The sequence below is a fragment of the Rhodopirellula sp. UH5 genome, from assembly GCF_056839225.1.
This window is the reverse complement of the sequence record NZ_CM166390.1, coordinates 1,945,738-1,959,319: the sequence shown is the minus strand read 5'-3', so window position 1 is coordinate 1,959,319 and position 13,582 is coordinate 1,945,738. Positions and strand designations below refer to the sequence as shown.

Below are 13,582 nucleotides of genomic sequence, written 5' to 3'. Positions count from 1 at the left end.
CAATGGCTGAGTTCGTCGGAGGACGACCCCCGCCCCATCTGATCCGCCCACTGATCGTCCCCACCATCGATCATCGGCTCCCGATCCAGCCCTGGAACCGCAGCCATGTTGAATCTGACTTCGCGAGCCAAGACGCACACTTGCAACGGGACGACCCGTCGCGATTTTTTACAGGTCGGGACGCTTGGTGCGTTGGGGTTTGGCCTGCCGCAATTGCTGGCCGCGGAAGCAGCCGGGGCGGCTGGCAAGAACACCGATCGAAAATCTTGCATCATGATTTTCAATTTGGGTGCCCCCAGTCAAATGGACACCTTTGACCCCAAGCCGAACGCACCCGCGGAAGTCCGCGGTCCGTTTCAAACCATCGCGACTCGCGGGGAGTTTGAGCTGACGGAGATTCTCCCCAAGCACGCCGAGATCGCGGACAAGTTCTCGATTGTTCGCTCGTGTTACCACACGGCCGCCGCGGTTCACGATGCAGGATGGCAGATGCTGCAAACCGGTCGTCAATTCACGGGCGGTGTGAACTACCCACATGCTGGCGCGGTGGTGGAGTACCTGCAGGGACGCCGAACGGACTTGCCCGCTCATGTGGTGTTGCCAGAAACGATGGGTCGCGGCGGTGGGAACCTGCCCAACGGACAAGCCGGCGGTTTCCTCGGCAAGGCCTACGATCCGTTTGCGTTGATGGCGGACCCGAGCACGCCGAACTTCAAGGTTCCTGATTTGTTGCCACCGGCGTCGCTTCCCGACGTTCGCATTGATCGACGCCGACGCATGCGGGATTCCATCGAGAGCCACATGGCCCGATTCGAAGCCACTGAATCGGCGAAGTTGTTCGATGCCAACTTCGAAGCTGCCTACCGGATGATGAACAGCCCGGAAGCTCGGATGGCGTTCGACCTTTCCAAAGAACCCACCGCGGTTCGTGAACGCTATGGCATGAATCGCTTCGGCCAATGTTGTTTGCTCGCGCGTCGTTTGATCGAAGCCGGGGTGCGGTTCGTCACCATCAACACATTCTTGACCGTCTTCAACGAAGTCACCTGGGACATTCACGGCAGCAAGCCGTTCACGACCATCGAAGGCATGAAGAACATCGTGGCACCGATGTACGACCAAGCCTACTCGGCGTTGATCACGGATCTGCACGACCGCGGGTTGCTGGAAGACACGATGGTTTGCGGACTGGCCGAATTCGGACGCACGCCCAAAGTCAATCCGGCGGGCGGTCGAGACCACTGGCCGCAGTGTTTCTCGTGCACCTTTGCCGGCGGTGGGGTGGTCGGCGGACGAGCGGTCGGCAAATCCGATCCCGTCGGAGGCGTGCCCGCAGACCGTCCGACGAATCCAGGTGAGATCATCGCGACGATTTTCAAAGCCATGGATTTGGACCTGCACGCGGAGTTGCCGGGGCCCGGTGGCCGCCCGTTCCCTCTGGTCGACTTTGGCGTCCGTGAAATCAAGGAGTTGTTCGCGTGAGAAATTCAATCTTCAAGCCGATTCTTTGGTCAGTCGCGTTCTTGGCAGTGAGTTCCGGCATCGTCTCCCATGCCATTGCTGAAACGGCTGAGTCATCGATCGTGTGGTTGCCTCCGCAAATCAATCTGTCACACGCGGGTGATCTCCAGCGTGTCTCGCTGGCGGAGTCGAACGATGGCAATGCGGGAGCAGTGATCGATGACGTCGTCGTTGAGTCGTCGGATCCAAACATCGTGCAAGTGATTGGGCAAACATTGCACGCGGTTTCCGATGGGACGGTGCAGGTGACAGCCACCACGAAGACCGGTGAAACCACCTCGATCGAGGTGAACGTCAGCGGCACCGGCAAGCCCCATCCGTGGAGCTTTCGCAACGATGTCCAGAGCGTGCTCGCGAAACAGGGTTGCAACATGGGCGCGTGCCATGGTGCTTTGGCTGGCAAAGGAGGTTTTGTCTTATCGCTGCGAGGGTACGACAGCGACGCCGATTTTCGTTCGATCACTCGGCAGGCCCGCGGGCGTCGAATCGAAATGGCGGATCCGGGCCGCAGTTTGCTGCTCGCGAAACCGACCGGTGCATTGCCACACAAAGGCGGTCTGCGTTTGGACACGGATTCGCGAGACTACGAGATTCTGGCTCAATGGATCGCAAGTGGGGCTGCGGCTCCCGCAGACGAAGATGCGTTGATCGAGCGGATCACGGTGACACCGGAAAATGCGAAGCTGGGTCTCGGCGATCGCTCGCAGGTCTTGGTGACCGCTCACTACAGCAATGGTGGTTCACGCGACGTGACGCATTGGGCACAGTTCACGGCCACGGACGAAGCCGTTGCGGGAGTCGACGAAAACGGTCGCGTTCAAATCAACGGCAGTGGTGAAGCCGCGGTGTTGGTTTGGTATGCCAGCAAAGTTGCTCTGGCTCGGATGACGGTCCCGTATCCGAATCAAGTCGAAACGCGTGTGTACGCGTCCGCACCGCGTCGCAATTTCATTGATGAACTGAACCTGCAGCAGCTTCAAACCTTGCAATTGCCGCCTTCGGATCGGTGTGACGATGCAAGCTTTCTTCGACGCGCGACACTGGACACGATTGGACGCCTGCCCACTCAGTCCGAACGCACTCACTACTTCTCTTTGCCGGAGCACCAGCGTCGTGACGCCCTGATCGATCAGCTCTTGGCTGCCGAGTCGTTCACGGACTATTGGTCGTACAAGTGGTCCGATGTGTTGGTCATCAACGGCAACAAACTGCGTCCCGTCGCGGTCAAGTCCTACTACGACTGGCTTCACGAGAGCGTCCGCACCAACAAGCCCTGGGACGTGCTGGTTCGAGAAATCTTGACTTCCACCGGCAGCAGTGCCACCAACGGAGCCACCAACTTTTTCGCGGTCAACCAAACGCCCGAGGAGATGACCGAAAGTGCGTGCCAGTCGTTCCTCGGACTCTCCATTGGATGTGCGAAGTGCCACAACCATCCACTTGAAAAATGGACCAACGACCAGTACTACGCGATGGCGAATCTGTTCTCGCGAGTGCGAGCAAAGGGCTGGGGCGGCGACTCTCGCAATGGCGATGGGCTGCGGCAATTGTACGTCTCAACCTCGGGGGAATTGGTTCAACCCAACCTCGGCAAGGCTCAACCGCCGGCCCCGCTGGATTCGGAGCCGATGGCATTTGATGACCCTCGCGACCGAAGGGAAGTTTTGGCGGAGTGGTTGACGGAACCGTCCAACCCATACTTCGCTCGCTCGATCACCAATCGCATTTGGGCCAACTACTTTGGGCGAGGTTTGGTCGAGCAGGTCGACGATCTCAGGCTCAGCAATCCGGCCAGCAACGAAACACTGCTGGACGCCGCCTCACAGCATTTGATCGATGCCCGGTTTGATCTCAAGACGTTGATGAGGACGATTCTGCAGAGCGAAACCTATCAACGCAGCAGTTTAAGCGTTGCGGGAAATCGGGAGGATCCAATGTATCTCAGCCACTATGCACCGCGACGTTTGATGGCGGAAGTCTTGCTGGATTCGATGGACCAAGTCCTGGGAACGTCGACCTCGTTCACCGAGATCGCTTTCGCAGGAGCCGACAAGCAGAAGACGGAGTTTTACCAGGCGGGAACGCGAGCGATTGAGCTCTATGATTCAGCCGTGGACTCGTACTTCCTGAAGACGTTTGGCCGCAACCCTCGCGAAATTGTTTGCGAGTGCGAGCGGGATGCCGAGCCGTCGATGGTTCAGGTGTTGCATCTCTCCAATGGCGAAACCCTGAATCCAAAGTTGAACGATCCAGCGAGTCTGCCAAGTCTCGCCGCGACCGAAAGCTGGGGCCGTGACGAATACCTGGACACGCTTTTCCGACGGGCTTTGTCGCGAGTGCCAACCGCGGCGGAACGTCGATCTTTGGTGTCCGTCATGGAGGAATACGGTGACGACCAAATCACTGCGATGCGAGACGTCGCCTGGAGCGTGTTGACCAGCGTTGAGTTCACTTACAACCACTGAGGCAATTTGATGATGCGAATATTCTGCCTCCCATTGGTGTTGGCCTTTTGCTGCTGTCCGGGAAGATCCTTGGCGGTTGATTTCGCCGAAGACGTGGCTCCGATCTTGCAAACGTATTGCGTCGGCTGTCACGCCGAGGATGACGCGCAAGGCGGATTGGCAATGGACACGCATGCCTCGTTGATGAACGGCGGTGAATCAGGGTTGGCACTCACGCCTGGGGTGGCCTCCAGCAGCCGGATGTTTCTGATGGCGTCGGGTAAGCTGGAACCGGTCATGCCGCCCGATGACATGGAAGGTCCGAGCGAAGAGGAATTGGCGATTCTTGCCGAGTGGATTGAAAACGGCGCCGAGGGGCCTGAGGGCGAGATGCCAATTCGGCGTGCTTTGAAGACGCCGAAGATTGCAACTGCCAGTCATGTTGCTCTTCCAGTGACAGCGATCGCGCAGTCCGCGGACGGAGCATGGCAAGCGACGGCACGTTTCGGTTCGATCACCTTGGTCCATCAAGTCAGTGGTGAATGGAAGCAGATCACGAACGAGCTTGGGAAAATCAATTCACTCTCATTCAACCAGGATGGCTCGCAGCTCCTGGCTGCCTCGGGGCTGACAGGCGGGTACGGACAAGCCACCTTGTTCAACGTGGCCGATGGAACAGTGAAGCACGAACTCATGGGGCACGACGATGTGCTTTATGCCGCCAAGTTTTCGCCCGATGGAAAGCGAATTGCTACCGCGGGCTATGACAGGAAAATCCTGATTTGGGATGCGATCTCCGGCGAGATGACTCGGGAATTGGTCGGTCACAACGGGGCGATCTTTGATCTCGCGTTTTCTCCTGATGGCGGGCTGTTGATCTCGGCGTGTGCGGACGAAACAGCCAAGGTGTGGCATGTCGAATCAGGCGAGCGTCTGGACACGCTCAGCCAGCCTGAAGGCGAAGTCAACTGCGTGCTGTTTTCCAAGGACGGCCGGTGGATGTTGGCGGGCAGTGCCGACAATCGACTGCGTGTTTGGCAATTGATTTCCAAGGATGGACCCGCGATCAACCCGATTGTGCAAACTCGATTTGTTGATGAATCGCCGATCGCTCGAATGGCGTTGACTCCGGATGGGCATGGCTTGGTGATTCTCAGCGAAGCCGGCAATGCGAAAGTGCTTCGCACGGACGATTGGTCCGTGGTGGGGGCAATGAAACCACTGGGCGAGACTCCCAGCGACTTGGTCGTCTCCGCCGACGGAGCGAATGCGAGCATTTCGTTGATGGATGGACGGGTGGTGGAACGCCGGTTGCCTGGCATGGGGCACCAGGGCGTCGAATCGAAAGGGACATCGTTGGATCCGGTTTATCTGGATTTAGGACCGCTGGTCACGTTGGAGGAGTCTGGATTGTCATTCAAAGATGGAATCGCGAGTGTTCCGCGTGGCGTCCAAGTGACAGGGACGCTGGCAGCAGAAGGGCAAGCAGATTGCTATCGGTTTTCTGCTCGCCGTGGTGAGGCTTGGGTGATCGAAGCGGATGCCACCTCCGGGGACTTGGATCCAAAAATCATGGTGCTGGACGAAGCGGGGCAACCGTTGTCGCGAGCCAGGCTGCAGGCCGTTCGAGACACGTACTTCACTTTCCGCGGCAAGAACAGCAACCAAGTCAATGACTTTCGGTTGTTCGGATGGCAGGAGATCGGTTTGAACCAATACCTGTACTCCAACGGCGAAGTCACCCGGACCTGGCGACATCCGCGTGGCCCTGACTCAGGATTCGATGTCTATCCCGGTTCTGGGAATCGTCTGACCTACTTTGGCACGACGCATACAACGCATGCTCTGGGGGAACCCGCTTACGTTGTCCGAGAATTGGGAGTCCAGGAAGAACCGGAACCCAACGGTCTGCCTGTGTTCGAAGTCTTTTATGAAAACGACGATGACCCAAGCCGGATCGCAGGGAAGTCGAGTCGCCTGCAATTTGTCGCCCCGCGTGATGGGGAGTTCACGGTTTGTGTCTGCGACACCCGCGGCCATTTTGCAGAGGACTTTCAGTACCGATTGCGAATCCGACCGTCGGCTCCCTCTTACGTCGCGTCGATTGGGAGCATGAACCCCAAGCTTCTTCCCGGGGCTGGCCGAAAGATCGATTTGAAGATTCAACGCATCGACGGGTTTGATGGACCTGTCTCATTCGAAATCGGTGACCTGCCTTCAGGGTGGCATTCCAATTTTCCCGTCGTCATTGAGCCCAATCAGTTTTCTGCCGAAGGATTGATTTTTGTGCCCGAAGGGCTCGAGGCACCGTCGGAGCCCGTTGATCTGCAGGTCAACGCCTCCGCCGACATTCTGAATCGTCGCGTTGAGAGGAAGGCAGGCACGATCCAAGGTTTGACCATGGGCTCGCCGCCGAGCGTGATTCCGATGATCCAACCCATCGGTCGAGATGTCCCAGGCAACGAAGACTGGACGCTGGTGATTCCGCGAGGCACCACGGTCTCGGCACGCATCGTCCTGCGACGTGGCGAGGATGCGAAAGGCAACGTGAACAAGGGGGAGGTTCGGTTTGGGAAAGAGGGCAGCGGTCACAATGCGGCCCACGGCGTGTACGTCGACAACATCGGCTTGAGCGGATTGCTTGTGCTTCCGAATGAAAACGAACGAGAGTTCTTTATCACCGCGGATCCCGTTGCTACGCTGGGAAAACGTTCGTTTTTCTTGCTGTCTGAACAGGAAGGTGGGGTCGCCAGTTTCCCAATCACGGTCGAAATTCGCGACGTCTCTGCACTCAGCGCGTTCCAGGATTGAACTTTTCGGCGTCCACCTGCATCCAAACGCCAGCAGCCATTCGGGGAATTGATTCTCGGTCTCCCACGAAATACATAGGAGCAGCGTTGAGTTTGCAAAACCGATCCCTGGGTGACCAAGAAATGTCCATTCTCCATCGAATCGGAATCTGTGTCGCTTTCTCGCTGAGTTGCTGTTCGGCAATGCAACCGCTGGAAGCCGCCACTTTCGCGAACTTTTCAGCGGCTCGGCACAACCGATTTCTGGGTGACGATTCGCTCAATCCAAATTTCTGGTTGGACCATTCGTTGCTCACCGGCGTCGCAGTGAGTCGAGCGGTGTTGATTTCACCGCAGCACTATGTGACCTCGACTCATGCCAAGACGTTCAGTCCAACTTTTGTGAGCGCCACAGGGGAACGGCATACTTACGCAACCGAATCGTCGACCGTTTTGCAAACGACGCTGCAGAATGATCTCCATTTTTCCGACGGAACAATTCTGGCGGCAGGAACGATTCACAACAGCGATTTGATGCTGGTCAAATTGACCGCTCCAGTGCCCGTTGAGCATGGCATCACGCCGATGGCGGTTCTGGGGGGCGGCTACTTCGATATGCTCGGCCGAACGATGATCCTGCAGGGCAAAGGCTCGCAGTTTGGAGCCGATACGATTGACTCCACTCAAACAGTAAAACTCAACACCGGTGCAATCACCGAGTCGGTGATTTATCGATGGGATGATCCATTGGGTGGGGGCGGTCTGGATGAACTCACCTTGGTTGGCGGTGACTCGGGCGAAGGCTCGTTCGTTGAACATGGTGGGCAGTACGTGTTCACCGGAACCAACATGGGAATCGCGACGGATTCGGAAACGATGGAGAAGTTTAGCTTCAATGACTTTGTTTCGCCCTACGTGGATTTGATTGCAGCAGAAGTCTCCGCCGATGGCTATTCGATCACCGTCGTCGCGGTGCCGGAGCCATCCATGACTTGGGCGATGCTTACAGCGCTGGGCTTTGGATGGGTGCAACGACGTACCAGGCGATCCCGATCGCGTGGACAAGTGACGCAAGCAGTACCATCAGGTGCCACACCGCATGCAAGTACGGGGCTCTTCGATCGTTCATGAGGAAGATGGTGCCCACACTGTAAAGCACTCCGCCAATGAACATGGCATAGGCAAGTTCAACGGGCACATTTGCGATCAACGGGATGGCGGGCAACCATCCCAGCAACAAGTACGACACCACACTGATCGAATGCAGCCGATGCATTCGCACCGCCTTGTTGAAGAACCCAGCCAGAGCCGCCACCCACATCGCGGTGAGCAAGGGAACACGCCAACCGCTTGGTGAATACGCATAGGCGATCGGCGTGTATGTTCCGATGATCATCAGGTAGATCGCGGCTTGGTCACAGGCACGGAAACGGTCCACCCAAGGACGCTTCAAAAACACGTGCGACAACGTCGAGCAAACAAACGTTGTGACAACCGAAGCGGCGTAGACGCCGCAGGCAATCGCCAGGCCAGGATCGCCTGCCGATGACCTCACGAGCCAAGCCCCAACACCACACCAGAGAACCGCCGACAATCCGTGAGTCCACGCGTTCGCCCATTCTTGCTCGGGCTGAATCGGTGGTGCATCCAAGGTGTGGTTCAACGTTTTAGTTTCCTGTTAGAAGGTTTTCGTCACGCAGCCAGCGCAGACAGAGTTCGGGCCAAAGGTCGTCGGCTCGACCGTCCATTCGTCCGCCGAAACCGTGCCCGCTTCCGGTGAACACGTGCAGTGCCGACGGCACCCCCGCGTTGTGCAGTTGGGTGAACATGGTCACGCAGTTCATGACTGTCAGACGATCATTTTCTCCATGGACCAAGAACATCGGAGGTGAGTTCTCGTTGATCTCAAATCCGTCCAGTTCCGTGGGGGAATCCTCTTTGACCAACCAAGCGGGATAGATCAGGCAAGCGAAATCGGGAAGCTGGATCTTTTGGTCATGCTCATCGATGGCTTCGTACTGACGTTCTGTGATCGTCGCTGCGCGGCATGCCGCTTGACCACCGGCTGAAAATCCCATCACACCAACCTGATCGGGGGCGTTGCCCGTGACCTTGCCTGCCCGAATCAGGGCGATTGAACGTTGGATGTCTTGGACGGGCGGCTTCCATTTGGGATCCATCGAACGAGTTGGCACGCGGTACTTCAAAACCACACTGGTCACACCGCCGGCGACCAGTTGCTCAGCGATTTCGGTGCCTTCCAAGTCCCAAGCCAGAATCGAGAACCCACCCCCTGGGCAGATGACCATCACAGTCTTGGAAGGATCGCCATTCTCATCTTTCGCCGGAAAGACGTGCATTTCAGGAGTGGACACATTTCCCAGGCGAATCAACCGTCGACCACCGACTTGATTGTCGGTTGGTTTGGTGAAGTCACTTTCTGGTTCGGTGGGCGCGTCCCATTTCGGTGCTGCGGAGGGCCAAACGGGAACCACATCGGCGGGCTCCGCGCCGAAACAGGTGGTGGCCATCAGCAGGGCGGTCAGGGCGACGCTCCAAAGTCTGTTTTGATTGATCAAGCGATTGGTTTTCATGGCAGGCAAATCCGTGGGGAGAACACTTTCGGAGAACAGGTCGACATCGTAACTCATGCGTTGTTCACGCGCGGCTCCACCAGAAACGGACCAGATCCGCGACCTGTTCGCCTTCGATTTCATCACCCAGCATCAGTTCGTCAGCCAGCGCCGCGATCGCCGACCAGCAGGGATCCGCGGCGACGATTTTTCGCAACCGATTGACCGCTTCCCGCAACAATTGAACTTGCTGTGCCGCCTGTGGCTTGATCGCCGCTGCACACAGCTGGGCTTGTCGCCAATCACTGGCCCATGTTCGGACGTCCAGTAAATCCTCGTCCCCACTTTGGTACACAAATTCCGCAACTGGTCCGGCAAGAATCGTCAACAATTCACGTTGCCTTTGCCAGCTGTCGCTCGGGTCAACCCGCCCCCAGTTGACGATGCAATCACCAAAACGGTGCGGCATCCCGTCGTCCTCGTCATCGAACATGGACGCTTGCGACAGGGTCACGCGGTCGATCTGTGCTCCCAAAGCGCAGCCCACGATCGCGTGACCCGCCTCGTGGTAGGCGGTCAACAACTCGTCTTCGTCGTCTGCCCAAGTCCAGTCCATCAACCATTCATCGTGCTGGTGTTTCGTTGCGACGGTCATCGTAGCGATGACGATTGATTTGCACGACCTGCCCGAGATCGATTGCAGTCGCGAAGGGAGCGGCGCACGAAAAAACCGCCGCGAGTGAGCAACACTTGCGGCGGTTCATGTGGATTGATCGAAAAGCTCGGAGGCCAAGCTTCCAACCGAACTAGTTCAGCATTTGCTTGACTTCGGACATCACAGCTGCGACGTCGACCTTGTCAGCGTCGAATTCGTGACGAGCAACAACTTGTGAGTCGTTGGCGATCACGATCGTGACTTGAGCGTCGGACAGTTTGTAGTTGGCTGGACCGTTCTTGTCCTTGGCAACGACGATTGGCACGTTCTTGGCGGCCATTTTCTTGCCTTCGCCTTTGAGGCTATCAGCTTTGTCGCCGAACAGCGTGACGAAACCCTTCAGTTGTGAATCACCGTTGGCAGCCACAGCGGAATCGATCTCTTTGACCAACTTCGCGACAGGCTCACCGGTTTGGCGTGCGAAAACCATGACCATGGGGCGTGAGCCGTACTTGCAGCGATAGCAAAGAGCTTCGCCGGCTTCGACACCATCATCTTCAGCGCCAGCGACTTTGGTCACGTAGAACGCGCCGATTGGGTCGCCCTGGCAGAGTCCTTTGTCGGCGGTGGCAGGGTCTGCGGCGAACGCAGCGGGAATTGCCATTGCACAGGCCAAGGCGGCAGTCAAAAACAAACGCGACATCAAGCTTCTCCGTTTGAAGCGAGGATACTTTGCGAGGCCAGGCAGAAATGCCCGAGATTCCTCGCGAGGGGAACAAGTACAGTGTGTGGGAAATGACGATTGGACCAATTGGTCCGCCATTGCTGGCACCCGACCCGCGAGAAAAATTTGCGACTTGGGTGACCACGTCCAATTATTCTATCCTCCATCCGATGCGGCTAGTGAGGATCGCTCCGATTGTATCGTGTTGTTCCCCAACAATGGGCTCAATCTGATGGCAAGGTTTCCCCCAAACGCACAATTGCATTGAAAGTTACAGCGTGTACCTGCTCCTTCCCTGTTAGGAATTTCCAATGAATTTCGCTCGTTTCTTTGCCGCTGCTGCGGTTGCCGTTTGTATCTCGTCCGCTTCGACCGCCAGCGCTTGTGGCCTGCTCGGCTGTGGCAGCGATTGTTGCGAACCAGCTCCCGTGTGCTGCGAAGCCCCTGCACCGGTTTGCTGCGAACCAGCTCCCGTGTGCTGCCCACCCGCACCTGTGAAGGTTTCGTGGTGCGTCAAGAATCCTTTGACCTGCTGCCCTGTTGAAGTCAGCGCCTGCGTTCCTGCTTGCTGCGAAAACGTGATCCCAGAATTGGTTTGCTGCAAAAAAGGTTTCTTGGGCCGCAAAGTCATGACTTTCAGCTTCCCTTGCTGTGACACTTGCGTGGACGTCGTCTTCACGCCCCTGGGCCGCGTCATCGTTCGCGACTGATTGGGAACGGCGGGCCGGATTGCCGACCCGCCACAATTGATCCACGTCCTTGAGACGACTACAAAGCCGACTGAATTTTCAGCCGGCTTTCTTTCTGCGCAGTGCCATGTCCAGCAACCAACTGTCCAACGACCCGCCATCCATCGTTTGCAAAATCGCAACCCAGCAGCAATGGGAGCAGATGCAAACCACCGGAGTGCTTCCGCCGGCACCGATTGATGTCAGCGATGGCTTCATCCACTTGTCGAGTGAACAACAGGTTCCCGGAACGTTGGCGGCTCATTTCGCCGGCCAAAGCGGTCTGGTCGTTCTGCACATCCGAGTGGCTGACATCGAGGACAACCTACGCTGGGAAGAGTCTCGCGGAGGCGAACTGTTCCCGCACCTCTACGCCGAGTTGCCGGTTTCGGCAGTGGAGCGAGCCGAATCGGTGCTTGTCTGATTCGGAAACGAAATTGCAGACGATTTTTCGCCGCCACGAGCGTGTTGCAATGTCCAGCCCCAATAACGAAGCCATCGCAAACCGACCCACGCTGAGGCGATGAACATGAGGCCGCAAAACAGAGAAGCGAGCGTCAGCCCCACGCCAGAATCCCATGTGAACCGGAACGGTAGCACTGCAGGTTCCAGCCAAGTTGCCCAAGCGGCGATGGTGATACCAATCAGGAGTAGGTTTGCCACAACAATCATGCTCATTCGCATGCGGCGGATGGGGGCCAAACGGACTTCTTTCGAGTCGACCCTCGGGATCATTCCAAACGTCAAGGTCGAGAGAGCTGTCCCTGCGGTTGCGCCCATCGCAACGGCTATCCAAAACTCAATCGGGTCGGTCAGTTCTTCGAAGAGTGATCGGCAGACGACAAAGACCAAGGCGGCAACGGCCATCAGCTCCAGCGATTCCGCAATGGATGCCCTTCTGGCAGGCAGAACCGCCTTCATTTTTGGACGCAGTGTCCGTGAGGAGTACCACTGAATCGCACTTGCGATCACCCCGATCGACAAACCGTAGCCAAACATCAGCGGAGCAAGGTCGTCCCAAATCTCCCCGGAATCTTGGGCGTTTCCGTTGATGACTGAGACGCCCCTGCACAGCAAGTTGAGATTGGCCCGACTTGCCGCCACGACAAGAACAGCTCGAGTCAAGTAACGCTGCATCATCAACAACGGCAAGAACGTGATCAACGCAAAGGCGGACGCGATTGGCATCGAGAAGACGCCGATGAAGCAGAACAAGATGACATTGAAGGAGTCAGGATTCGGAATGAGTTGTTCCAAGATAGCCAAGTAGGCGAGCCCGAGAACGATGCAGCTCGCTAGCCAAAGCAAAAGTCCACCCAAGCCAGCAGCGAAGCTTTTCTTGTCCACGGCACGCCAGGTTTGGAACCAACCTTGCTTCGTCGGAAGCTGAGCGGATGAAGGGTCAGGGGGCAGGTCCATGCTGGTCTCCTTCCGCGGGATCGGGCGGATCAGATCGATCGAATCAATGCATGTCGATGGCAGCCAACCAAATGATCGTTGACCATGCCGGTCGCCTGCATCAGAGCATAACAGGTCGTGGGGCCGACGAATTTCCAACCGGCCTTCTTGAGCACGCGGCTCATCTTGGTTGACTCGTCGGTGATCGCCGGGACTTGATCAAGTCTTCGATAAACCCGTCGCTTCTCAGGGGCGAATTGCCAAAGCAACTTGGCAAGCGACTCGCCCTTGTCCAACATGGCGGTTGTCGTTCGAGCGTTCTGAATCGTGGATTCAAACTTGGCTCGGTTTCGGATGATCCGAGCGTCGGTCATCAGTCGCTCGACATCGGATGGGGTGAACTTCGCAAGCCGATGAGGGGCAAAGTCGGCAAAGCATTCGCGGAACGCTTCGCGGCGTTTCAAAATCGTGATCCAAGACAGGCCGCACTGAAAACCTTCCAAGCAGATCTTTTCAAACAGACGGAGATCGTCCCGGACGGGCACGCCCCACTCTTCGTCGTGGTAGCGGATGTAGTCCGGGTCGGTACCGCACCAGCCACAGCGAGCATTGCCTTCTTCGTCGGTGAGGAGATCCTGTAACACGACGTTCGACCGTTGCTCAATGGAAGCGAAACGATGAGTGGAGTTGGGACGTTGTCCCAGGAGGTGTTGAAGAAAGCATTTGGCAACGAGCAGGTCGGCAGAAGTC

At 57.2% G+C, this 13,582-nt stretch carries 11 protein-coding genes and 1 pseudogene; 5 read left to right on the top strand and 7 right to left on the bottom strand.

Annotated elements, in window-relative coordinates; all coding sequences use genetic code 11:
- Positions 1–105: 105 nt before the first annotated feature.
- The 4 genes from UH5x_RS07260 (at position 106) to UH5x_RS07245 (ending at position 7,885) form a co-directional block, all read left to right on the top strand.
- Complete coding sequence (locus UH5x_RS07260) at positions 106–1,482, top strand: DUF1501 domain-containing protein (RefSeq protein ID WP_482635232.1); 1,377 nt, start codon at positions 106–108, stop codon at positions 1,480–1,482.
- Between the two features lie 47 nt (positions 1,483–1,529).
- Positions 1,530–3,986 carry a DUF1553 domain-containing protein gene (locus UH5x_RS07255; protein WP_482635944.1) on the top strand — a complete coding sequence of 819 codons (2,457 nt, stop codon included), beginning with the start codon at positions 1,530–1,532 and terminating at the stop codon, positions 3,984–3,986.
- A gap of 69 nt (positions 3,987–4,055) precedes the next feature.
- The gene (locus UH5x_RS07250; protein WP_482635231.1) at positions 4,056–6,776 is read left to right on the top strand and encodes a c-type cytochrome domain-containing protein; all 2,721 of its coding nucleotides are present in this window, start codon (positions 4,056–4,058) and stop codon (positions 6,774–6,776) included.
- Between the two features lie 122 nt (positions 6,777–6,898).
- On the top strand, positions 6,899–7,885 hold the full coding sequence (locus UH5x_RS07245; RefSeq protein ID WP_482635230.1) for a PEP-CTERM sorting domain-containing protein: 987 nt from the start codon (positions 6,899–6,901) through the stop codon (positions 7,883–7,885).
- Here UH5x_RS07245 and trhA read toward each other — a convergent pair.
- The 5 genes and pseudogenes from trhA to UH5x_RS07220 all read right to left on the bottom strand — a co-directional run.
- Positions 7,851–8,348 (bottom strand): annotated as a pseudogene (gene trhA, locus UH5x_RS07240) (PAQR family membrane homeostasis protein TrhA); the annotation flags it as partial. The gene UH5x_RS07245 and the pseudogene trhA sit on opposite strands and share 35 nt — an antisense overlap.
- Positions 8,349–8,421: 73 nt before the next feature.
- Positions 8,422–9,405, bottom strand: coding sequence for an alpha/beta hydrolase (locus tag UH5x_RS07235; RefSeq protein ID WP_482635229.1), 984 nt, complete (start codon positions 9,403–9,405; stop codon positions 8,422–8,424).
- 7 nt (positions 9,406–9,412) lie between these two features.
- Positions 9,413–9,982, bottom strand: a complete 570-nt coding sequence (locus UH5x_RS07230; RefSeq protein WP_482635228.1) for a cell division protein FtsH — start codon at positions 9,980–9,982, stop codon at positions 9,413–9,415.
- A 151-nt stretch (positions 9,983–10,133) separates the two neighbouring features.
- Complete coding sequence (locus UH5x_RS07225) at positions 10,134–10,685, bottom strand: hypothetical protein (protein ID WP_083434766.1); 552 nt, start codon at positions 10,683–10,685, stop codon at positions 10,134–10,136.
- 319 nt (positions 10,686–11,004) lie between these two features.
- Positions 11,005–11,337, bottom strand: a complete 333-nt coding sequence (locus UH5x_RS07220; RefSeq protein WP_482635227.1) for a hypothetical protein — start codon at positions 11,335–11,337, stop codon at positions 11,005–11,007.
- A gap of 185 nt (positions 11,338–11,522) precedes the next feature.
- Here UH5x_RS07220 and UH5x_RS07215 point away from each other — a divergent pair, with 185 nt between their 5' ends.
- Entirely contained in the window at positions 11,523–11,858 is a 336-nt protein-coding gene (locus UH5x_RS07215; RefSeq protein ID WP_482635226.1) for a DUF952 domain-containing protein, read from the top strand.
- On the opposite strand, the gene UH5x_RS07210 is transcribed toward UH5x_RS07215, so the two are convergent.
- Complete coding sequence (locus UH5x_RS07210) at positions 11,804–12,853, bottom strand: hypothetical protein (protein WP_482635225.1); 1,050 nt, start codon at positions 12,851–12,853, stop codon at positions 11,804–11,806. The two genes, UH5x_RS07215 and UH5x_RS07210, sit on opposite strands and share 55 nt — an antisense overlap.
- A gap of 29 nt (positions 12,854–12,882) precedes the next feature.
- Positions 12,883–13,476: a DNA-3-methyladenine glycosylase I gene (locus tag UH5x_RS07205; protein WP_482635224.1), complete on the bottom strand. Its 594-nt coding sequence runs from the start codon at positions 13,474–13,476 to the stop codon at positions 12,883–12,885.
- Positions 13,477–13,582: the final 106 nt, after the last annotated feature.